The following is a 21,131-nucleotide window of genomic DNA, read 5'->3' as shown; positions in this document are numbered from 1 at the left end:
TTGTTCCGTAAGAGATAGCCTGCTAGGATCTAAATCATGAACATCTTACTCGCACGATCACATCGATTTATCAGCCTCCGAGTCCCTAAACTGGACACGGCGGCTTTGTTCTTTCTGAAATAACCTTTCAAAGACAAGCTCTCTCCGAGTCCTGACTCGGAGGAATCCAAACAGATGGCACTGATTTTTTATCTTGGATTTATGGAGCTTTATAATGTCTAAACACAATTATCTTACCCACGAACAATTACTTAGCGCACTTTCCCTGCGTGATCTAACCAATCCAAAACACGGCATTCATGCAATGCAGCAACTCATTAGTGACGCGGAAACCGCTGTCGCATCGCTTTGGCCCTGTTACCTACAGCGCATCAACGCTAATCCTATTGTACCTGTCTATGAAAACTACGACGCGCTTGGCTATCCTACCGATGGTGCATCAAGAGACATTCGTTACAGTCGCTATGTTTCAGATAGCTTGATGCTCCGAACGCAAACGTCCAGCGCGGTGCCAACTTGGTTAAGTAGCTGGCAAAGTATGCGCCCGGCGTCGCTTGGTTTAATAACTCATGGCTTGGTTTATCGTCGCGATTGCATTGATCGCTGGCACTGTGCGGAGCCACATCAATTGGATATCTGGATCGTCATGCCAAAAGCGCAAGCCGAAGACAAACAGATATTAAGCGAGTCCATTGCGGCGTTAATGAAGACCCTATTACCTCATCATGTCGTACAACAATCCAAATCGCCGCATCCTTATACGATAAATGGTGTGCAATTGGATGCTATTGAAGGCCAAGCTCTTATTGAAGTAGGTGAGTGCGGCAATATCGATCCAGACTTATTAGACAGGAACGGTTGGTCAAGCAATGACTACACAGGCGTCGCCATCGGATTAGGTTTAGACAGAGTGCTGATGCTGCGCAAAGGCCTTCCTGATATTCGACTGCTTCGGGACCCAGATCCCCGGATCCAACAACAAATGCTCGATTTATCCCCTTGGCGCCCCGTCTCGCGACAACCCAAAGCCGAGCGTGATATTTCAATTGTGGTGGACCAAGACACCGATATGGACATTATCGGCGATCAAGTTCGTGTCACTTTGGGAGAACAAGCCCATTGGCTCGAAGAACTGCAATTACTGTCTCGAACGGAGTACCAGCAATTACCAAAATCCGCCGTTGAAAGACTAGGAATGACCTCATCGCAGGTTAATTTACTGTTACGAATAAGTTTACGGCATCCAACCAAAAGCGTCCCAACCAGCCTTGCCAACGAACTGAGAAACAAGATTTATTTGTCGTTGAATCAAGGACATAACTACTTGGCTAGTTAATCTGGCTGACAAGATCATCTTAAAACCAAACCACCTAGATGCACTTTTTATGTGCATCTAGGTGGTTTTTTTCTTGCGGTTTTCCATAAAATCGCTACCCTTGCACACTTTTTTACGACTCTGCGCGTTTCTTAGGGAGCTTTTTTTACCCAAAAAAGCCTTTCTAGTATTCAACCCACGAACAATAAAACGATAATTCTATCGAACAAAGGGAGTGCCCTACATGGCCGCTATCATCGACTTTTTAAACAATATTTTCTGGGGTTATATCCTCATTTATGGACTGCTGGCAGTGGGTGTTTATTTCACCTTACGCTTAGGATTCATTCAGGTCCGTCGTTTTCCTGAATTCATTCGTACTGTTCTTAAAGCACCACAATCCGACCGTGGCGGTATCTCTCCTTTTCAAGCTCTGTGTACTAGCCTCGCTTCTCGCGTCGGAACTGGCAACATGACAGGTGTTGCTGTCGCATTGTATGCAGGTGGCCCAGGGGCCATTTTTTGGATGTGGGTGGTGGCCGTTATTGGGATGGCAACCGCCTACGCGGAAAGCACCTTGGCTCAGCTTTACAAAATGCGCGATCAAAATGGTCAATTACGCGGCGGCCCAGCGTTTTATATCAGCAAAGGCTTGAAAGCACCTTGGGCTGGCGCAATATTTTCGCTGGCGCTTATCTTGGCCTTTGGTTTGGTGTTCAACGCGGTTCAAGCAAATTCTATCGCTGGTGCAATGGAAGGCGCATTTGGTATAGACACCAGCGTAACTGGCATCGTGATAATGCTACTAGCGGCGATTGTTATCTTCGGCGGCATCAAGAAAATCGCACGTTTTGCTGAAATCGTTGTGCCATTCATGGCGGTTTTATATCTACTGTTAGCCTTGTATGTGATCTTTACTAATATTTCTGAAGTACCAGCCGCATTCGCATTAATCTTTAAGAGCGCATTTGGTATCGAGCAAGCAGCAGGCGGCGTTTTGGGCGCCATGCTAAACGGTGTAAAACGTGGCTTGTTTTCCAACGAAGCGGGTATGGGTTCTGCGCCAAACATTGCAGCGGTTGCCACACCAAATCCTCATCACCCAGCATCCCAAGGCATGGTTCAATCACTCGGTGTGTTCATTGATACGCTGCTGATTTGTACCGCTACCGCCTTGATGATTCTATTATCTGGTGCCTTGGGAAATGGTCAAACAGACATTGTCTTAACCCAAACAGCACTTACGACTCACATCGGTAGTGCGGGACATTACTTTGTTGCTATCGCCATTTTCTTCTTCGCATTCACTTCTATCATTGGTAACTACAGCTACGCAGAGAACGCGCTGACTTACCTAAAATGGGCGAACAAGCCAGGGATTTTCATTCTACGCATCTTGGCGCTTGGCATGATCCCTTGGGGTGCTTACGAAAGTGTGCAAATGGTATTCAATGCAGCGGATGCCGCAATGGGTCTAATGGCAACCATTAACCTGATTGCGATCATGATGTTATCTGGCTTGGTAGTGAAATTAACCACAGACTATTTCACTCAATTGAAAACCCACACGCCAGTGTTCAATTCAGACGATTACCCAGAAGTTCGTGACGACATTGACCTAAGTGTTTGGGACGAAAAACCAAGCAAATAAGTCGCTCTTACAGATTTCGTTCTTACTGTTTTAAAATTGGTTTAGCCTTCTTTTAAAAACAAAAACCCGCTGCAAAGCGGGTTTTTCGTTTCTGGTATGTATATTCCAAAGAGTATTTTTTACAACACTAAATTTTCGCCGCCAATTTATGCGCCAAGCCGTGTAAAAATGGCCCAGCGATAAAAGAGATAACCCCCGCAGCAGGCCAAGCTAACACCCAAGCGCCCATCCAGAAAGAGACGAAATTTGGATGTAACCCAATATTCAGATACGTAATCCACGCGGACATAAACAACGACAAGGTAAACGACATTAATATGGCAAAAATAATTCTGTGTTTCATTTTTCTCTCCTGATTAACTTATCGCCTTCTCTAAATAGAGTGTCCCAGACGAAAGTAAGTAAACGACTCAAACGTGCCAGCACATACTAGCAAACACCTTAAACTGTAAATATACTCATTTGTTAAAAACAAATTTACGGAAATGCAAAATGCTTGATGACCTGAAGATCTTTATTACTGCAGCGAATAAGAACAGTCTGACCGCCGCTGCTCAGCACTTGAATATGACCATAGCCACCGTATCTCGCCGTATCAGCGCCCTTGAGCAAAAACTTGACTGCGAGTTACTACATCGTTCTACCAAAGGGCTCAAGCTCACGCCGGTGGGAGAAAGTTACTATGAGGAATGCGTAGAGCTTATCGATGCATTAGACCAGCGTATTTCTAATTTAGATCAAACACTCAACAGTCTAAAAGGCGACTTAAAGGTATTGGCACCGGTAAATTTGGGCAGTGGGCCTTTGGATGCATTTTGGCAAGAATTTGTTCAGCGACATCCAGATATCGAATTAAATATCGAGCTTAGCAATTACCTTCAAGACATCAGAGACACAAGGGCCGACATCGCCTTGCGCTTGAGCTCGGGGAATCAACCCAGCTCGTCATTGATTCAGAAGAAACTCGGTCACATTGTTCCAATTTTAGTCGCTTCACCAAAGGCCTCCTTCATATTGCCTAAAACGATAGAAGACTTGCCGCAAGCGCCAAGCATTTCATCGCATATTTATTCTGAATGGTTGCTGACTAATAACGGAAGTGACCTTCATCCACTAAACAAAGAGCACCAACACCTTAGTAACGATATGACCATCACTCTTAATCTGGTAAAAGCCGGTGCAGGCCTGGCGCTAATGCCCATGAGTCTGGTGCATGGCGCCCTTGAGACTGGCGAGCTAATTCAAGTATTACCCGAATGGCGCGGTCAAAATAGAGAGATATTCTTAGTCTGGCCTTACCGCCGTAGCTTATCGGCCAGAGCCAAACTATTCAAAGAGGAACTGACTACATTCCTTCACCAACAACACTGGTTTCACCCAAGCCCTTAACCTCAAAAGCAAGAGTCTAAAAGGGAAACTTTGGTTACACTAGCGCTCAATAATCGCTTTTTAAATACAAGGACAACCATGGAACACTTACTCTGGTGGCAATACGCCTTAATCGGCGCCATTTTTATATGGAGCGGCTTTGTCCGCAGTGGACTAGGCTTTGGCGGCGCGGTACTGGCTTTACCTTTCCTATTATTAGTAAAAAACGATCCGTTGTTATTTTTGCCGATTATTTCCATTCATCTTTTGGTGTTTTCCAGCTGGATTGCATGGCAAGGATCGAGAGCCACCAAACAACAAGCCATACTCGCAGCAGAGCGGGGCGAAGCACCACAAGAAGCCCAGGGCAATATTGCCTGGGGTTATTTAAAAAAAGCACTCGGCATCATGATAGTGCCAAAACTGATCGGCGTATTTGGCTTATTAACCTTACCGGGCAACATAGTCACTGGCGTTATTTTCGTCATCGTCGCCGTCTTCGCGGTGTCTTACATCCTGAATAAACCGTTTTACACCAACAACAAATTCCTTGATACCATCTTTCTTATGCTTGGCGGCTACGTCAGCGGCACATCCTTAATCGGCGCACCACTCATCGTCTCCGTCTTCGCTACCAAAGTGCCGCGTCATCAACTGCGCGATACCTTGTTCGTACTCTGGTTCATTCTGGTGATGATCAAAATGACGTCATTCCTCATCGCTGGCATCGACCTACAGCTTATTCACCAACTTTGGTTACTGCCTTGCGCTTTGCTGGGACACGTCTTTGGACAAAAACTCCACAACCGCATTCAAAAAGCTGAAACACCCGTCTTCTTCCAATTCGTCGGCTGGGCGCTACTCATCGTCTGCGGATTTGGCTTGTACTCGACGTTCATGCTTTAGTCCGCATGACTTGCGCTCGACCCTCGTGCAGCAGTAGTCCGCAGTAACGCTGTTACCAGATCAACTCTCGCTCCGGCGCTAAAGCGCAAACATCCGCGAGATGTTGATCTGGAAACAGCTAAGTGTTGGTTTTGTGATATAGACTACTGTTAGATTGATTTAACAAAGGAATGCCCTATGAGTGATACTGATACAGAAGCCTTTACCAAGTGTGCGACAGGGAATAAGCGAAAAGAACTCGCAGAGCGTTTTACTCAATACCTAAAAAGCCGCGACACAAAAGACAATGCTTATGTCGTAAACCTAAACGGTGCGTGGGGAACAGGGAAAACTTACTTTGTTACCGAGTGGAAAAAACTTGTCGAAAAGCAAGGTCACATCGCCATCAAGATAGATGCTTGGGAATCAGATTATCTAAATGATCCTCTTGCCATTATCATTGCCGAGCTACTTGAACAGATCAAATCAAACATCAAGAACCACGATGCAAGATTTCGTAATGCAGAAAGAAACGTCGCCAGCGCCATATTTAATATGGGCAAAAGCATTCTTCCAATTGGGTCAAAAATTGTAGGTAAGCACCTTTTCGGGGAAGCGGCAACAAACGAAATACTCGACCTAATTGCAGCCGCCACAGGTTCCGTTACCAATCATAAAGCGGTAAAAGACGACCTGAATATAGGCAACTTAGGATTGGAAGTTGCCAGTCAACACAAACGACATAAGCAATTCACCCAAGACTTCAAAGAACAAGCACGTGAGCTTGTTGATTTTGCACTTGAAGGCAACCCTAACAAACAAGTCTTCATTTTCATTGATGAGCTGGATCGTTGCCGCCCAACCTACGCCATTGAAATGCTAGAAACGGTAAAACACTTATTTGATATTCCAGACTTCATCTTTGTATTATCCACCGACACTAATCAATTACAACATTCCATCAAAGCCGTCTACGGCCATGACTTTGACTCTCATGAGTATCTCAGTCGATTTTTTGAACAACGCTTAACGCTTCCTGAACCAAACTTCCTTGAATTTCTTACTGCAAATAATATGTTTAGCACCGTCAGAATAAATGAGTTAAACACCTTTCCGTCTATCCATGGTGTGGAGGAGTTTCGTGAAGTTGTGAATGTAATCGGTAGACTTAATAAAGATCATCTATCACTTAGACGTCTAAAACAAATTTGCATCCAACTTGAAGTTGTACTCACCTCAGCCGACTTTAAAGAGGCTATTTTTCCGATATTTGATTTGGTTGGAATTGTATTTGGTGACACTTTGTATGGAGGGCTCATAGAACCTAAAACTCCTATATCAAGAGCAATGATGGCTTATAAAGACAATGGGGAAAAATCGAAAGTAATTGATTTTGTGATTGGAAAGGAAAAAGTAATAGAAACAATAAAACAACTTTCTGGTGGTTTAGCAAAAATCGCAAAATCAGAACCATACAAATTCAATACTCAAATATTTAGCGACGACTCAATGAATTTTTTTGATTTGAAAAATTACTCATTAAATTCAGAACTAAGGGCTTTAGAGAAAAAAAGCACTACTTGCGCTTACATAGTTAACCCCCAAGAAATTCTGAATATCATTAATAGCATTCGAATAGATATTGAACTCTAATCCAGCAAGCAACAAAGACCAACGCCGAGTGGATGTTCTCGCTTTAGCGCCGTAACGAGGCGTTGGTCTTTTTTGCGGTGCTGCCAATTCAACTCGACGTTTACCATGTCGCTATTGCGATAATTGATCAACCAGATAGACGATGGATTGATATTCGATGCCGCTGTATTCCGATAAGCCTATCTCGCAGGTGCGGCTGTTGGAGTAGCCCGCTTCGCAGCCTTCTACGGCTTTGGCGAGGGTTTTCAAGGCGCTGGCGTTGAGTTCGGGTGTGGAGAAGCCTTTGTCGCCAGCAAAGCCACAGCAGGTAATATCTGGCGGAATCACCACTTCATCGGCGAGTTGATGAGCCAGTTGCACAAAGCTGTCGGCGAGTCCCATACGGGTTGTACTGCAAGTCACATGCAGCGCTATTTTGCCGAGCTTTTCTTTCACTGTTAGATTTGGCATCACGTGGGTGGAGACAAAGCCCACTTGCTCATGAAGCTGTAAACAAGGATCAAGGCTTTCTTGCATTCGTAACAGGCAAGGACTGACATCGCAGACAATGGGGATGCGGCCATTATCGCTGGCTTCGAGTAGTAAACTATTGAGATCGTTAGATTTTTGGTTGGCGGCTTCGAACTGACCTTTGGATTGGAACGCCATGCCACAACATTGGCTATCGATGTTTTTGGGTACAGTGACTTTATAGCCTGCTTTTTGCAATACAGAGAACATCACTTCCATGACGGAGCGTTTATCTTCTACATTTGGCCCCGCGCCCATGACACGAGTCGCGCAGCTGGGGAAGTAAATCACTTCTTTCTGCCTGTCATCCGCTTGCATCTCATTACATTGAATGACAGGAATAGACTTCAAAGAGGACGCTGCGCTAGGCATGTGTTTATGCCATTTTGGCACTGCGCCATGGGAGACTTTGTTCATAACAGAAGTGACCGTTGTCATGCCTGAATCACCAATAATACGACGCGCGCCGCTGGCAAGGCTGAGTCCGACTTTCGCCGTTTTGGTAACACCTTCAAAATGATCAGCAATCCAATATCCGACTTTACTGTTTGGGTGACGATCATGGCGAATTTCGCGGGTTAAATCGCCCGTATTGATGCCGACTGGACATTGCATCGAGCACAAGCCACAACCAGCGCACGTATCAACGCCTTGATAGTCATAATCTTTTTTCAGTTCAGTAAGACGCAGCGGATCTGTACCCATTGCGGTCAACCGCTGAATCTCGCGCCAAATCACTATGCGTTGGCGAGGCGTTAATGTAATGGATTTTGACGGGCAAGAGGATTCACAAAAACCGCATTCGATACAGGTATCGACCTTGTCATTGGCTTTTGGCAAAGGCTTGAGATTCTGCACATGCAAGTTGGCATTGTGCGACAAGATCACATCTGGATTCAGCAAGCTTTGCGGGTCAAACGCGCGTTTGATTTGCCACATAATGTCGTAAGCTTCTTTGCCCCATTCCAATTCCACATAAGGCGCCATGTTACGGCCTGTGCCGTGTTCCGCTTTCAACGAGCCTTTGTATTTCACCGCCACTAATTGCGCCACTTCGTCCATCAGTTGCTCGTAGCGTTTCACTTCTTTCGGGTCGTCAAAGCCTTGCGTAAAGACAAAATGCAAATTGCCTTCTAAAGCGTGACCAAACAAAATCGCTTCGCGGTAGCCATGTTTTTGAAACACGCTTTGCAGTTCTAAAACACCTTCCGCGAGTTGTTCGACAGGGAAGGCAACGTCTTCGATGATGACCGTGGTGCCAACAGGACGAACCGCACCAACAGCGGGGAACAAGCCCTTGCGAATTTTCCAATAGGAATCGTAGATGATTTTGTCTTGAGTAAATTCAATCGGGTTCAGTGTGGCTTGGCCGCTTAACGCTTGTTTCACCAAAGCTAAATTGGCTTCTAATTCTTCAGCATTGGCAGCGCGTACATCCACCAATAAACCCGCCGCTTGTGAGCCAAGGGACGACAATATTTCCGGCATGCCCGGTTTGCCTTCCACCGCACGCAAGCCAGCTCGATCAATCAATTCCACTGCAGAAACAGGCGAGCTTTTTAGGGAGGTAACCGCTCGACAGGTGACTTCCATATCATCAAAGAAGATCATCGCTGCGGCTTTAATGGGGTGATCAACCACGGTTTCGTAGGTAACTTCGCTGATAAAACCCAAAGTTCCTTCGGAGCCAATCATCAAATGCAACAAGATATCAAATGGATCTTGGTAATCCGTTAGGCTATTTAAACTGTACCCTGTGGTATTTTTTAAGCGATATTTGTGTCTAATTCTTTCGGCTAATTCGCTATTGGCTTGCACGCTTTTCGATAAACGAACAAGTGTATCGAGCAAGTCAGCATGACGATTACCAAACGCCAATCGGCTGGCTTCATCAGCGGTATCCAATAAAGAACCATCGGCAAAAATCAGACGTGCACTTTGAATGGTGTGATAGCTGTTTTGTGCCGTGCCGCAGCACATACCGCTGGCGTTGTTCGCAGCAATACCGCCAATCATACAAGCATTAATAGACGCGGGATCTGGACCAATTTTACGCTGAAAAGGCGCCAGTAGTTGGTTCGCGCGCGCACCGATAATACCTGGTTGAAGTGAAATGTGATGGCCGTGTTCGTGGATCCGATGGCCTTTCCAGTTATCAGACAATTGCATCAAGATGGAATCGGTTACTGCCTGCCCAGACAAACTCGTACCCGCCGCGCGAAATGTCACCGATAAATTGCGCTTTCGAGCTTCTTTAAGCACCAATTGCACTTCTGCTTCGTTATCGACTCGTACCACCAATTGCGGAATCAGCCGATAAAAACTCGCATCCGTGCCATATGCCAAGGTACGTAATGGATCACGGATTAATCGAGTCTCATCAATCGCGCCAGTTTTCGCGTCTTTCAAAGCAAAATATAGATCGCGATATTGGGCGGTTTTATGAGCAATTGAGTCAGTGTTCATAGAAGCTTCCACGGCGGTAGCCTTTTTATTGTTAAAGAGTATAAGTATTGAAAATTAATGATAGACAAATTGGTAATACCAATTTACCTTTTAAATATAAGGCACAGTAAGAATTCAAAGAAACTTTGTCAACTGATAGTTTAGTCGATATTTCGTGAATTTTATCAGCAATATTAATTGGTTTTACCACTTTTTAACTTATACACAGCAACGTCGATAGCTATCTTTAAAGAATACATTTTTTAGGAAAAGTCATGGAATCCAATCACTTTGGTCGAGTTAAACAACCGAAAATCTCCGACATCATCATGAAAGAACTCGAAAGCATGATTTTAGAAGGCAGCTTCACCGCAGGGCAAAAATTACCCCCAGAAAGGGAATTGGCAGCGCGTTTTGAGGTGTCTCGACCATCGTTGCGGGAAGCCATTCAAAAGCTAATCGCCCGTGGTGTGTTATTCAGTCGTCATGGCGGCGGCACCTATGTATCGGAGCAACTCGGCAGCTCCTTTGCAGATCCGCTACAAGATCTACTTAGCTCTCACGATGAGTTCTTATACGACCAATTGGAATTTCGCGATGCGTTAGAAAGTCTTGCCGCTTATTACGCCGCGTTGCGCAGTACCGACGCCGATAAAACCAAACTTACGCAATGCTTTAATCAATTAGTTGAAGCCAATCAAAACAAAGCCTTCGCCTTCGAAGCCAAGCTCGATGTGGAATTTCATATGATCATCGCGGAAGCCGCGCACAATGTGGTGCTGCTGCACACACTTCGCAGCCTGCACGCCATGTTGGCAAAAAGCATTTCGAGCAATCTTAGAAATCTATTTGAGAAACAAGCCGCCCGACAGCGCGTAATGGAGCAACACACGAATCTTTATCAAGCGATAATGGATGGCAATGCCGAAGACGCTCGCACGGCGGCGCATACACACTTGGTTTTTGTGGAAGACAACTTATTGAAAATGCGCCAAGAGGAAACACGGATACAGCGCTCGCTACGTAGAAACGAGCACCAGAATCCGCTTTGAACAATTTTTGGGTATTCCAGTGATTATTATTTTTCTGTAATGTCTAAAGCATCACTCAATGCCGCTTTCATTACAGAAACAGAAGGGGCTTTTCCTGTCCAGTATTCGAAGGCAATCGCGCCTTGCTGAACGAGCATGCCCAAGCCATTTACTGTCGTGCAGCCCTTGGATTTCGCGGTTTGAATCAATCGCGTTTCAGGTGGATTGAAAATTCCATCTGCAACTACCATATTAGATTTTATTGAATCTGTGTCTATATCTAGCTCTGCATCCACATTGGGATATAAGCCAATCGACGTTACGTTGATCACTAAATCTGTCTCGGCAGGAATCTGATATTGCTTTGTCCAAGCATAGTATTCCGCGCCAGCCGACGTATTATCGGCAACCAGTTGGGCAAGCTCTTCGCCACGCTCTTGATTACGGTTCACAATAATTATGTGCGACACGCCAGCCAAGGCCAGTTCAACCGCAACGGCTCTTGCTGCGCCACCCGCACCAAACAACACGACACGTTTATTAGTCAGCTCTAAACTGGATTTAACGGATTCGACAAAACCACGACCATCGGTATTTTCACCAATCAACTTGCCATCACGATTCACCACGGTATTGACCGCGCCAATGATGCGAGCCGACTCACCTAAGTCATCAAGGTGAGAAATAACGGACACTTTATGAGGAATTGAGCAGTTAAACCCGCGCCAGTTCATGACTTTCGCACCCAATACGGCGTCTTTAAGATCATTTGGCTGGATTTCGCAATTGATGTAACGCCAATCCAGACCTAAATCTCGATAGGCCGCTTCCATCATCACGCCAGTAGGATTTTCTAACGCTGGTGTGGCGAAAGAACCGGTTAACTCGCTTAAGAAATTCTTCGACATGCTGAAATATCTCCCTTCTAGCTACTTAAAATAGGCAGTTGAAATTCACGCTCTATTTGATGGTAACAAGCGCAGCCGCCAGAACAATTTCAATTATTAACAGAGTCCTTTACAGGAAGTAATAGGCTTTAAGGATTTGCAAACCAAATACCTTTTTTCATGTTTTGCAGATAACACCAATAAAGGGTAATGGCTCTGGCGATAAACAGCATGGCTTGGCTAAACCATAAACCATGGTTGCCAAGATCTTGAGTCATGAACCAAACAGGGAAGAACACGCCGACCACGCAAATGATCATGGTGTTTTGCATTTGTTTTACACTGGTTGTACCAATGAAAACACCATCCAACATAAAAGACCAAATACCCAACAGAGGGAAGAAGATGAGCCAAGGTAGGTACAGAGCAGCATCGTCTCGAACACTTTGCACACTGGTCAGTAACGCTATGATTTGATTGCCAAAAAGCCAAAATATCAGCATCAAAATTACCGCGGCAAACAGCGCCCAATAAGTCGAAAGCTGAATCACCTTTTTAAAATTGGCTTTGTCTTTGCGGCCATAGTATTCGCCACACAAGGCTTCTACCGAAAACGCAAAACCATCCAAAGCATTGGAAATAATCATCAAGAAAGTCAGCAAGACAGCGTTCGCGGCTAGAATCGAATCCCCTTGGCGCGCGCCTTGAGCAGTAAAAAACAACATCACCAGCAGTAAGAGAATCGTGCGTACAAACAGATAACGATTCACTTTCACCAAAGCCATGTATTCATGCCATTTTGCCAAGATGCTTAACGGCACATGACCGGAAAAGCCTTTCAGCTTATGCCAAGCCAAAACACCCGCGACAGTCACACCAATATAATGCGCGAACACGGTCGCCCAGGCTACGCCGTCACTCGCCATGCCCAATCCATAAACGGCGAAATAATCGAGAATCATATTGGCGACATTGATCACCAACAGCATCCACAACGGCCCTTTGGAATATTGCACGCCGAAGAACCAACCCATTAAGGCATAACCCGCTAACACAGCTGGCGCACTGAAAATCCGCGCTTCACAATACAAACGCGCCCAGGGTTCTACTTCAGCACTGGGTTCCATCAAGGAAAGCGCCAAATCAATCAAGGGCGCTCGAAACAGAATCAGCATTAAGCCAATAAACACGCCCATCAAAATCGATTGCAAAAGCAGTTCACGAACCCGTCTTTCGTCACCTTGTCCAAGGGCTTGCGCTGTCAATCCGGTTGAACCCATGCGCAAAAAACCAAACGCCCAAAACAGAAAGCTAAAAATGCTCGCGCCAATTGCTACAGCAGCAAGATGTGTCGCCGTTCCCAAGTGTCCAACTACAGCCGTATCGACTAAACCAAGCAAGGGAGTAGTGATGTTCGAAACCATCGGTGGCCACGCCATGCGCCAAATTTTTTGATTCAATACAGCATTTGCACGATACGAGCAAAAAATAGAATTAGGGGATAACTTTGACACACGGGTCTCACTTGTGGGTATTTCAAATTCTGTGGATAAAAATCAATCAAAAACGGAAAACAGGATCATGCTGATCTGTGGAAAATAATAGCAGTTATTCACAATCCGGGGCAGTTTTTAATAACTTTGTGCAATAATTGGTCAAGAATGGGCGGTTATCAGGTATGGTTCTCGTTTATAACTTACTTACCCACAAAAAGAAGCCGGATACTTTCACTAAAATTCAATTTTTCTAATATTGGATAAGTGATGCTTTTTTCCACAATCCTGCTCACATCGTCGCGGAAATTTGCTAGACTCGCGTTTATTTTTTATCGTTCGGAGAACTGTTATGCCCAAGAAACTCAAGCCCTTTATCGAAGGTTTAGCCGTCGGGTGTGTCTTCATCAGTATCACTATGTTGTTTCAAATTCCACTTTATATGAGTTTCATTATCGGGGCTTTGGCAGCCTTGGGTGGTTACCGCAACTCAATCAAAATGGACAAAGAGAAAGAAGCGAAAAAAACACAAAACCAGCCAAAAGACACCGAATAACATGACAGCGTCTAACCCACCTGTTTATGGTGAAGGCGATGCAACGTTACAAGCCGTGGGGGGATTAACTGGCTTGCAAAAATTAGTCGAAACCTTCTATCGCATCATGGAAAACACACCAGAGTTTCGACCACTGTTTGATATGCATCCTAGTAATATTGAGTTAACCATCGATAAATTAGTGTCTTTTTTATCCGGTTGGATGGGGGGCGAGAAGTTGTTCTCGCAAAAATATGGCCCAATCAGCTTGCCTCAAGCCCACGCGCACTTAATCGTCACCGAGAAAGAAAAAGCCATGTGGTTAAACTGCATGGCGGCTGCGCTGGACGAACTAGGTTATTCAGAAGAATTAAAGGCTTACTTACTGCCCAAACTCGAATTTCCTGCGGAACGGATTCGACAGGTAAATGCAGCAAGACACCAGTAAATTATTCTCAGCGCTACTTGTAATCAAAGCAAATGACATTCTTCCTCGAAACTATCGCCTACCTCGTTTGAATGTCATTTTGCTTGGAATACTTTCCTTTAGGTGTTTTTAAATGCGTACTTCTTTGGCAACGACGATTCCCAAGCGTTTCGCCAAGCGGGCTAGGTTGGCGCGATCCATGGACAGCTGTTGAGCGGCTTTAGTCCAGTTCCCTTCATTGGTTTCCAATGCTCTACGGATCAGGTCACGTTGATAAGCTTCTGTTTCTAAACGCAAATCGATAGGTTTTTGCTTATCTAAGCTTGGCTGTGATGTTCCTTCATTCTGTATCTTTTCTCGAACACTATTATCGATTTGTAACCCAGTTAAATGAGCAGAAGTGATAACGGTAATGCCCGTTGGATTATCCGCTTTGGCGAAAAGCGCAGCGCGGGAGATGACATGCTCTAGCTCACGCACATTTCCAGGCCAATAATAAGCGTCTAATAAATCGATTGCCGACGCAGACAAAGTGAGTTGTTGCAGACCCAATTTACGGCGGAAGCGCTCGGCAAAGAAGCCGGCCAATAAAGCAATATCGCCTTGCCTGTCGCGTAATGCTGGGACATGAATAGGGAAAACGCTAAGACGATGGAATAAATCCGCTCGAAAGCGATGTTCTGCTACTTCTGTTTCTAAATGTCGGTTAGTCGCAGCAATAATACGCACGTTTACTTTGCGGATTTGATCTTTGCCAACCGCTTGGATTTCTTGATTTTGAATGGCTCGCAACAAAGTACCTTGCACTTCCAACGGTAATTCACCGATTTCATCAAGCAACAAGGTTCCGCCGTCCGCCAATAGAAATTTACCGTCTCGATCTCGATCCGCGCCGGTAAACGCCCCTTTTACATGCCCAAACAACTCACTTTCGATAAGATGATGAGGAATCGCAGCGCAGTTCACATAAACCATTGGCGCTTCAGAGCGAGCAGATTGCTCATGTAATGCTCTGGCAACCAACTCTTTGCCTACACCCGTTTCGCCTTCGATCAAGATGGAAAAATCAGACGGTGCGACCAGATTAATTGACTGTTTGAGATCTTGCATCGCCTTGCTTTGGCCGATCATTTCATGGCTTTGCTCGCCCATTACTTTCAATACGTTCTGAGCATGTTGTGATTGGTTCTCTAATTGCTCCATCAAGATCGCGGTATTCAGCGTCATGGCCGCCATGGTGCCGATAATCTCCAACGCACGAGCATCAATATCATCAAAAACACCCGGCATGATGCTGTCTAGGGTCACCACACCAATTAATTTACCCTCTAAATAAAGCGGAACGCCCATACAAGAGTGCACAGGTAAATTCTCATCGTGGCCTAACACCATGCCATCGTAGGGATCGGGAAGCGGCGAGTCTGTGGGAAAACGTACTGGATAATGACCGCTACAGATCGCTTTCAAACGAGGGTGCTCTTCAATAATAAATCGACGTCCCATCAGATCATCCGATAAGCCTCTCTGGGCAAGCGGCGTCAGCACACCATTGTTGTTCGCCAATAAAACGACGGCATCACAATTAATCGTTGCCCGCACTGCATAAACCAATTGCTCGAAGCGATTAGGCTGCGTCACCGCACTAGCAAGATCGAGGGCAAAGCTAAGTAAGGCGTTATTAGAAACCTGATTCATAATTATCGGCTCAAAAGGCGAATTAGCGACTATGTCATTTTGACTCAAAGGTATCATAAAGACTTTTCATTTTGCGAGTCAAATTGACTCATTATAAATTTTAAAAAAATATAAACCGTTGATTTTATTTACCATTTTAAGTTGGCACGAGCTTCGCTATAGAAGAGTTAAGACAGCATTTCTTCGTACTCTTAGAAAAGGAAATAACATGTTAACTCAACATCATATCGACACTGTGAAAGCCACTATCCCACTTCTTGCTTCTGCAGGAACCGCGATTACTGAGCATTTCTATCAACGCATGTTTTCTCATAACCCAGAACTAAAGGATGTGTTCAACATGACCCATCAAAGAACTGGTGGTCAACCTGCGGCTTTGTTCAATGCCATCGCCGCGTACGCGACGCATATCGATAATCTCGAAGTGCTGACCAGCACAGTGATGCGTATAGCTCATAAGCACACCAGTTTTAATATCCAGCCGAATCAATACGAGATCGTCGGCCATCACCTTATTGAAACTTTACGAGAGCTTGCTCCAGACGCTTTTACCCAAGACGTGGAAGAAGCATGGGTAGCGGCTTACATGCAATTAGCTGGAATCTTTATCCAAGTCGAAGGCGATCTTTATAAAGAGCGAGCTGCGCAACGTGGTGGCTGGAAAGATTTCCGCCGTTTTCGCGTGGCGTCTAAAACGCCAGAATCTGATCTAGTAACCAGCTTTGTATTTGAACCTGTCGATGGCGGCGCAGTAATAGACTATCAGCCAGGACAATACTTGGGCGTTAAGTTACATCCAAAAGGCAATGAGTTCGATGAGATACGTCAATACTCTCTATCCACCACACCAAATGGCAAAAACTATCGCATCAGCGTAAAACGCGAAGGGACTGGCGATATCAAGGGAGTTATGTCGAATTACCTTCATGATCATTTAAACGTAGGAGATGAAATCGAAGCCATGCCACCTGCTGGCGATTTCGTATTCAAAGACAAGCAAACGCCCGTAGTGCTGATTTCTGGTGGTGTTGGCTTAACACCAATGCAAGCCATGCTAAATACGCTTGCCAAACAGCAATACGGCCATCCTGTGAGCTATTTGCATGCTTGTGCTCACAAAGGCCAGCATTCCTTCAAAGAGCATGTAAACAGCCTGAAAGGCCACTTAAATCTGTCTGTTCATACTTGGTACGAGCAAGCTGACAATGAAGAAGAAGGCGTGTTAAACGGCATGATGCAACTTGGTGCCATCAAAGACAGCTTACCGCTGACAAATGGCGAGTTTTATTTGTGCGGGCCAGTGGGCTTCATGATGATTGTCAAACAGCAATTGTTAACACTTGGGGTAGAAGCAGACCGCATTCATTACGAATTGTTCGGCCCGCATCAAGAGGTGTGATCTACAAGTAATACACTAAGTTGAAAAACAAAGCATGAGTAACCGATGATACTCATGCTTTGTTTTTTTAGAGATTTGATTAGGACTGGGCAAGCAACAACGCTTGCTCTTTTTCCTCCACTCTTGTGAAGGAAGGACGTGAGGTGACACGGTCAATGTAGGCATCGACCACAGGGTTCGTCGTAATTAGCCCAAACATACGACACCATTTCAAACTCATGCCCCAAAGAATGTCTAGAGCGTAAAATTCCTCTCCTAATAAATAAGGGCCTTTGGCTATTTGGTCAAATAAGGTTTCCAGCATTTTATCAAAATTACCATAGGATAAATGGAGCGCATCAACGGCAGTTCGATGAAAAGCTTGGTCGATCACAGCGGGCTCAAAACTGCTGCCTTGATAAGCCATCCAGCGCAAATACTCACCACGTTTTGGGTCGTTAAAGGCAGGCGCCAAAACCTTTTCAGGAAACAGATCAGCTAAATACGTATAACAGGCAACTTGCTCTGTCACCACGGTGCCGTTATGAACAATGGTTGGAAATTTCCCCAAAGGATTGATAGCGAGAAATTCTGGCTGTTGGTTTTCACCGGCTTTGAGATTCAGCACTTTCATGTCATAGGGAATCCCCAACTCTTCCAGCAATACCCAAATACCAGTGCCTCGGGTTTGTGGGGCGTGGTATAGGGTGATGGTGTCGTTATTGCGTTGGATGTTGCTCATATTCATTACCTCAATAATTTGTTGAGTAAATATTGGTTGTTACATGAGCTATGTTAGAGATTAAACCTGACATCTAATGTCAGGTATTTGCTTTATACTGGCGAAAATAACATTCGCTTGGTGCTATCTCTTAGCAAAATGACGTAGCGCGGCGACTTAGTATAACGAAAGGAGAACCTCATGCGAGCAGGTCGCATACTCAAAGTGCTGATGATGCTGCAGACCTATGACAAGGTCACCGCTGGTGCGTTAGCTGATGCCTGTGAAACCTCTATTCGTACGGTTTATCGGGATATAGACACACTTAGTGCCATTGGAGTGCCCGTTTACAGTGAGCAAGGCGTGCAAGGTGGCTATCGGTTGTTGCAAGGATATCGTACCCGTCTGAACGGGCTTTCCGCTAAGGAAGCAGAAACCTTGTTTCTGACTGGTTTATCTGGCCCAGCTCAAAAGATGGGATTGCAAGCGACCCTAGCTGACGCGCAATTGAAATTAAAAGCAGCCTTACCAGAAAACATGAGACTAGAGGCGGACCGTTTACAGAGCCGTTTTTTGCTGGATGCGCCGAATTGGTTTTCCGACGATGAAAAAGTCACCTACTTACCAGATTTAATGACGGCTGTGTTGGAACAACAATGTATCGTCATGCAATATCAAAGCTGGAAAGGCCAAATAAAGCGCCAGACCCAACCACTGGGCATCGTTTTAAAAGGAGGGCAGTGGTATTTGCTGGCCAAGGTAGATAATGATGTTCGGACATATCGCGTTTCCCGTATTGAGTCCCTAACGTTACTGGATGAGACATTTGAGCGCCCTAAAGACTTCAATTTAGCCGCATTTTGGCAAGACAGTTTACGCCGTATGGAAACGATTCAATTTCCGATTATCGCCGAGGTGCGTTTAACGCCATTAGGCGTGAAGATCATGCAACACGTTTGCTCTTCCTACGCGCTAAATCAGGCAAAGATTGAACCAATAGATGACTCAGGTTGGCATCGAGCCAAGTTTCCAGTGGGCGAATCATCATACGGTTGTACCGAACTATTGCGCTTTGGGGCCGAACTGGAAGTGATTGGCCCACCACAACTGCGCGCAGAAATGGAGAAGTTGGTATCGTCCTTGGCGATGCTTTACCACTGAAATTTAGCAAAGAACACCTAGCATTGAAATTAGCATTCTTATATTCCTACGTCCCTCATTTCTAGTCGAAAAATCGGGATTTCTGTTCATACCTCTACAGGTTACGCTGTTTGACAATTAAGCAAACTTAACCTATATTTATTTGGCAGTTGTGGCGGTAGAGTCACCCCACGTTAAAAACAGAAGCACTCAAACAGAATGTTGTGGCAGTAGGATCACTCCACGTTAAAAACAGAAGCATCCAAACAGAATTTACTGCCTTTAAAAGCCCCTTTATGGGGCTTTTTTCGTATACACAAATTAAGGATATTTTGTGCTGCTAAAGAAGCTTGATCAATCTTTTTATGATGAAAATACTCATCTAAAAGAAGCGTTAGACCTTAAGGATGGAGTTTGGATTAAAGGTAAAACACGGGGATATGGCATCGTTTTGATAGAGTTAAACGAGCTTACCTTTGGGGTTCCTGTTCGGTCGCATATTAGGCACAAAGCGTCTTATATTACAGAGCGAAGTAGCCAGCCTGGCATACTTGGTAAAGGATTAGATTACTCCAAAGCCTTGCTTCTTACGAAACCAGATTACATTAGCTCAATGCCTTTCAAAATCGACACTCGACAGCATGAGCTTTTAAAAGATAAGGCTATCTTTGTCTCCAAATCGTTTGAAAAGTACGTCACAAAATACGTTCAAGCAATTCGAAAGGCTGATAGCAATGTGCTGACTTCAAACGAGTATCGCTACACCGCCTTGCAAAATTATCACATCGAACTTGGTATTGAAGTCTAACTACGAATTAGATTGAAAGGAATCACTAGGGTTCCTGCTTAAACGGCAACAATCCGTGGGTATCTTGATGGTACTCACGCACGGCTTGGGCTTCTTCCTCACAGAAGTTGCCGATCGCTTCGCGAAAGCCTTCGTGGGCAATGTAGTGAATACTGTGGCTGAAGACAGGTTCAAAACCTCGGGCGATTTTGTGTTCCCCTTGAGTGCCAGGATCAAAATGCTGTAACCCTTTTTCCAGACAAAACTCAATGCCTTGGTAGTAACAGGCTTCAAAATGCAGGCAATCTACTTCTTCCATACAGCCCCAGTAACGGCCATATAACGAATGATCGTCGAAGAAACACCAAGACGCGGCAATGGCTTCGTCGCCTCTGAAAGCTTGTACCAAGAGGATTTGATCGCCCATATCACCAGCTAGTTGACCAAAGAACTCTCGAGTTAAATAGCCTTGTTGCCCACGCTTAGCGTAAGTGGATTGATAGCACAGGTAAAAGAAATCGATGTCTGCTGTGGTTAAATCTTTGCCGATGGTGCGAGTCAGCGTGATGCCTTCTTTAGCGACTTTTTCTCGCTCTTTACGTGCCGTTTTGCGTTTACGACTGGAAAAGTGTGACAAGTAATCTTCCATGTCTTTATAGTCACGATTGAACCAATGGAACTGACAGGAAATTCGGTGCAATAGGTCTTTATTTGGTGCGAATTGAGCCGCGTGTTCTGGCTTGGTAAATAACAGATGCCAACTTGAAAACTCTCGTTCTTGGTTGGCTTGTGTCATTAGTTTGGCGAGCGCTGGATACAGATGAGAAAACTGTACATCATCGCCTTTTGGATCAAGGTGAGAGAAGATCCGCAAGCCAGTCACAGGGGAAAAAGGAATCGCCCAGATACGTTTAGGAAAGTAACGCATGCCGTGACGCTGGTAGGCATCCGCCCAAGACCAATCGAAGACAAATTCACCTTGGGAGTGGGTTTTCAAATAAGTTGGGGCAATAGCAAGTGGACTGTCGTCATCATCCATCACTAGCAAATATTCAGGATACCAGCCGGTTCCGTCGCCTATGCTTTTGCTTTGCTCTAATGCTTGATGAAAGGCGAATTGCGCAAAGGGATAACGAGTTTCTCCAATAGCCTCTTGCCATTTGGCTTCACCTATTTGGTCGACCGAATTGAACCACTGCGCTTTCATACT

At 45.1% G+C, this 21,131-nt stretch carries 18 protein-coding genes; 11 read left to right on the top strand and 7 right to left on the bottom strand.

Annotation, left to right across the window (positions count from 1 at the left end; all coding sequences use genetic code 11):
- The first annotated feature begins 214 nt into the window (after window positions 1-214).
- Both ACO05V_RS03120 and ACO05V_RS03115 read left to right on the top strand, forming a co-directional pair.
- Complete coding sequence (locus ACO05V_RS03120) at window positions 215-1,336, top strand: hypothetical protein (RefSeq protein WP_421847399.1); 1,122 nt, start codon at window positions 215-217, stop codon at window positions 1,334-1,336.
- 223 nt (window positions 1,337-1,559) lie between these two features.
- Complete coding sequence (locus ACO05V_RS03115) at window positions 1,560-2,966, top strand: alanine/glycine:cation symporter family protein (protein ID WP_421847397.1); 1,407 nt, start codon at window positions 1,560-1,562, stop codon at window positions 2,964-2,966.
- Window positions 2,967-3,093: 127 nt separating this feature from the next.
- Here the strand turns inward: ACO05V_RS03115 and ACO05V_RS03110 are convergent, their stop codons facing one another.
- Window positions 3,094-3,309, bottom strand: a complete 216-nt coding sequence (locus ACO05V_RS03110; RefSeq protein ID WP_421847395.1) for a DUF2798 domain-containing protein — start codon at window positions 3,307-3,309, stop codon at window positions 3,094-3,096.
- Window positions 3,310-3,458: 149 nt separating this feature from the next.
- On the opposite strand from ACO05V_RS03110, the gene ACO05V_RS03105 reads away from it, so the two are divergent.
- The 3 genes from ACO05V_RS03105 to ACO05V_RS03095 all read left to right on the top strand — a co-directional run bounded on the left by ACO05V_RS03105 (window position 3,459) and on the right by ACO05V_RS03095 (window position 6,872).
- Window positions 3,459-4,355: a LysR family transcriptional regulator gene (locus ACO05V_RS03105; RefSeq protein WP_421847394.1), complete on the top strand. Its 897-nt coding sequence runs from the start codon at window positions 3,459-3,461 to the stop codon at window positions 4,353-4,355.
- A gap of 78 nt (window positions 4,356-4,433) precedes the next feature.
- A complete protein-coding gene (locus tag ACO05V_RS03100; RefSeq protein ID WP_421856858.1) occupies window positions 4,434-5,240 on the top strand; it encodes a TSUP family transporter in 807 nt (268 codons plus the stop codon).
- 177 nt (window positions 5,241-5,417) lie between these two features.
- Window positions 5,418-6,872 carry a KAP family P-loop NTPase fold protein gene (locus ACO05V_RS03095; protein WP_421847392.1) on the top strand — a complete coding sequence of 485 codons (1,455 nt, stop codon included), beginning with the start codon at window positions 5,418-5,420 and terminating at the stop codon, window positions 6,870-6,872.
- A 111-nt stretch (window positions 6,873-6,983) separates the two neighbouring features.
- On the opposite strand, the gene ACO05V_RS03090 is transcribed toward ACO05V_RS03095, so the two are convergent.
- Window positions 6,984-9,848 (bottom strand): FAD-binding and (Fe-S)-binding domain-containing protein, encoded by a 2,865-nt coding sequence (locus ACO05V_RS03090; RefSeq protein ID WP_421847390.1) that lies wholly within the window; start codon window positions 9,846-9,848, stop codon window positions 6,984-6,986.
- Between the two features lie 254 nt (window positions 9,849-10,102).
- Here ACO05V_RS03090 and ACO05V_RS03085 point away from each other — a divergent pair, with 254 nt between their 5' ends.
- The gene (locus ACO05V_RS03085) at window positions 10,103-10,879 is read left to right on the top strand and encodes an FCD domain-containing protein (RefSeq protein WP_421847388.1); all 777 of its coding nucleotides are present in this window, start codon (window positions 10,103-10,105) and stop codon (window positions 10,877-10,879) included.
- A 26-nt stretch (window positions 10,880-10,905) separates the two neighbouring features.
- On the opposite strand, the gene aroE is transcribed toward ACO05V_RS03085, so the two are convergent.
- Both aroE and ACO05V_RS03075 read right to left on the bottom strand, forming a co-directional pair.
- Complete coding sequence (gene aroE, locus ACO05V_RS03080) at window positions 10,906-11,766, bottom strand: shikimate dehydrogenase (RefSeq protein ID WP_421847386.1); 861 nt, start codon at window positions 11,764-11,766, stop codon at window positions 10,906-10,908.
- A gap of 128 nt (window positions 11,767-11,894) precedes the next feature.
- The gene (locus ACO05V_RS03075; protein ID WP_421856855.1) at window positions 11,895-13,184 is read right to left on the bottom strand and encodes an MATE family efflux transporter; all 1,290 of its coding nucleotides are present in this window, start codon (window positions 13,182-13,184) and stop codon (window positions 11,895-11,897) included.
- Window positions 13,185-13,590: 406 nt separating this feature from the next.
- Here ACO05V_RS03075 and ACO05V_RS03070 point away from each other — a divergent pair, with 406 nt between their 5' ends.
- Together ACO05V_RS03070 and ACO05V_RS03065 are read left to right on the top strand one after the other, a co-directional pair.
- Entirely contained in the window at window positions 13,591-13,794 is a 204-nt protein-coding gene (locus tag ACO05V_RS03070; protein ID WP_421847384.1) for a hypothetical protein, read from the top strand.
- Window position 13,795: 1 nt separating this feature from the next.
- Window positions 13,796-14,221 carry a group II truncated hemoglobin gene (locus tag ACO05V_RS03065; RefSeq protein WP_421847382.1) on the top strand — a complete coding sequence of 142 codons (426 nt, stop codon included), beginning with the start codon at window positions 13,796-13,798 and terminating at the stop codon, window positions 14,219-14,221.
- A gap of 108 nt (window positions 14,222-14,329) precedes the next feature.
- Here ACO05V_RS03065 and norR read toward each other — a convergent pair whose 3' ends face one another.
- Window positions 14,330-15,952 carry a nitric oxide reductase transcriptional regulator NorR gene (gene norR, locus ACO05V_RS03060; RefSeq protein WP_421847380.1) on the bottom strand — a complete coding sequence of 541 codons (1,623 nt, stop codon included), beginning with the start codon at window positions 15,950-15,952 and terminating at the stop codon, window positions 14,330-14,332.
- Window positions 15,953-16,103: 151 nt separating this feature from the next.
- Here norR and hmpA point away from each other — a divergent pair, with 151 nt between their 5' ends.
- Window positions 16,104-17,294 (top strand): NO-inducible flavohemoprotein, encoded by a 1,191-nt coding sequence (gene hmpA / locus ACO05V_RS03055; RefSeq protein ID WP_421847378.1) that lies wholly within the window; start codon window positions 16,104-16,106, stop codon window positions 17,292-17,294.
- A gap of 79 nt (window positions 17,295-17,373) precedes the next feature.
- Here hmpA and ACO05V_RS03050 read toward each other — a convergent pair whose 3' ends face one another.
- Window positions 17,374-18,015, bottom strand: coding sequence for a glutathione S-transferase family protein (locus ACO05V_RS03050; protein ID WP_421847376.1), 642 nt, complete (start codon window positions 18,013-18,015; stop codon window positions 17,374-17,376).
- Window positions 18,016-18,195: 180 nt separating this feature from the next.
- Here ACO05V_RS03050 and ACO05V_RS03045 point away from each other — a divergent pair, with 180 nt between their 5' ends.
- Entirely contained in the window at window positions 18,196-19,155 is a 960-nt protein-coding gene (locus ACO05V_RS03045) for a helix-turn-helix transcriptional regulator (protein WP_421847374.1), read from the top strand.
- A gap of 313 nt (window positions 19,156-19,468) precedes the next feature.
- Window positions 19,469-19,942, top strand: coding sequence for a type III toxin-antitoxin system TenpIN family toxin (gene tenpIN / locus ACO05V_RS03040; protein WP_421847372.1), 474 nt, complete (start codon window positions 19,469-19,471; stop codon window positions 19,940-19,942).
- Window positions 19,943-19,967: 25 nt separating this feature from the next.
- Here the strand turns inward: tenpIN and ACO05V_RS03035 are convergent, their stop codons facing one another.
- Complete coding sequence (locus ACO05V_RS03035; protein ID WP_421847370.1) at window positions 19,968-21,128, bottom strand: GNAT family N-acetyltransferase; 1,161 nt, start codon at window positions 21,126-21,128, stop codon at window positions 19,968-19,970.
- Window positions 21,129-21,131 lie beyond the last annotated feature (3 nt).

This window comes from Marinomonas sp., from assembly GCF_965225885.1.
Lineage (GTDB): Bacteria > Pseudomonadota > Gammaproteobacteria > Pseudomonadales > Marinomonadaceae > Marinomonas.
Note: the sequence above shows the minus strand (reverse complement) of the source record. Positions and strands in the feature narration are given on the sequence as shown.

Coding starts and splice junctions, on each gene's coding strand:
- ACO05V_RS03110 (WP_421847395.1), bottom strand. CDS start 3,309: ATGAAACACAGAATTATTTTTGCCATATTAATGTCGTTTACCTTGTCG.
- ACO05V_RS03075 (WP_421856855.1), bottom strand. CDS start 13,184: ATGGCGTGGCCACCGATGGTTTCGAACATCACTACTCCCTTGCTTGGT.
- hmpA (WP_421847378.1), top strand. CDS start 16,104: ATGTTAACTCAACATCATATCGACACTGTGAAAGCCACTATCCCACTT.
- ACO05V_RS03050 (WP_421847376.1), bottom strand. CDS start 18,015: ATGAGCAACATCCAACGCAATAACGACACCATCACCCTATACCACGCC.
- ACO05V_RS03045 (WP_421847374.1), top strand. CDS start 18,196: ATGCGAGCAGGTCGCATACTCAAAGTGCTGATGATGCTGCAGACCTAT.
- ACO05V_RS03115 (WP_421847397.1), top strand. CDS start 1,560: ATGGCCGCTATCATCGACTTTTTAAACAATATTTTCTGGGGTTATATC.
- ACO05V_RS03090 (WP_421847390.1), bottom strand. CDS start 9,848: ATGAACACTGACTCAATTGCTCATAAAACCGCCCAATATCGCGATCTA.
- ACO05V_RS03070 (WP_421847384.1), top strand. CDS start 13,591: ATGCCCAAGAAACTCAAGCCCTTTATCGAAGGTTTAGCCGTCGGGTGT.
- norR (WP_421847380.1), bottom strand. CDS start 15,952: ATGATACCTTTGAGTCAAAATGACATAGTCGCTAATTCGCCTTTTGAG.
- ACO05V_RS03105 (WP_421847394.1), top strand. CDS start 3,459: ATGCTTGATGACCTGAAGATCTTTATTACTGCAGCGAATAAGAACAGT.
- ACO05V_RS03065 (WP_421847382.1), top strand. CDS start 13,796: ATGACAGCGTCTAACCCACCTGTTTATGGTGAAGGCGATGCAACGTTA.
- aroE (WP_421847386.1), bottom strand. CDS start 11,766: ATGTCGAAGAATTTCTTAAGCGAGTTAACCGGTTCTTTCGCCACACCA.
- ACO05V_RS03095 (WP_421847392.1), top strand. CDS start 5,418: ATGAGTGATACTGATACAGAAGCCTTTACCAAGTGTGCGACAGGGAAT.
- ACO05V_RS03085 (WP_421847388.1), top strand. CDS start 10,103: ATGGAATCCAATCACTTTGGTCGAGTTAAACAACCGAAAATCTCCGAC.
- ACO05V_RS03100 (WP_421856858.1), top strand. CDS start 4,434: ATGGAACACTTACTCTGGTGGCAATACGCCTTAATCGGCGCCATTTTT.
- ACO05V_RS03120 (WP_421847399.1), top strand. CDS start 215: ATGTCTAAACACAATTATCTTACCCACGAACAATTACTTAGCGCACTT.
- ACO05V_RS03035 (WP_421847370.1), bottom strand. CDS start 21,128: ATGAAAGCGCAGTGGTTCAATTCGGTCGACCAAATAGGTGAAGCCAAA.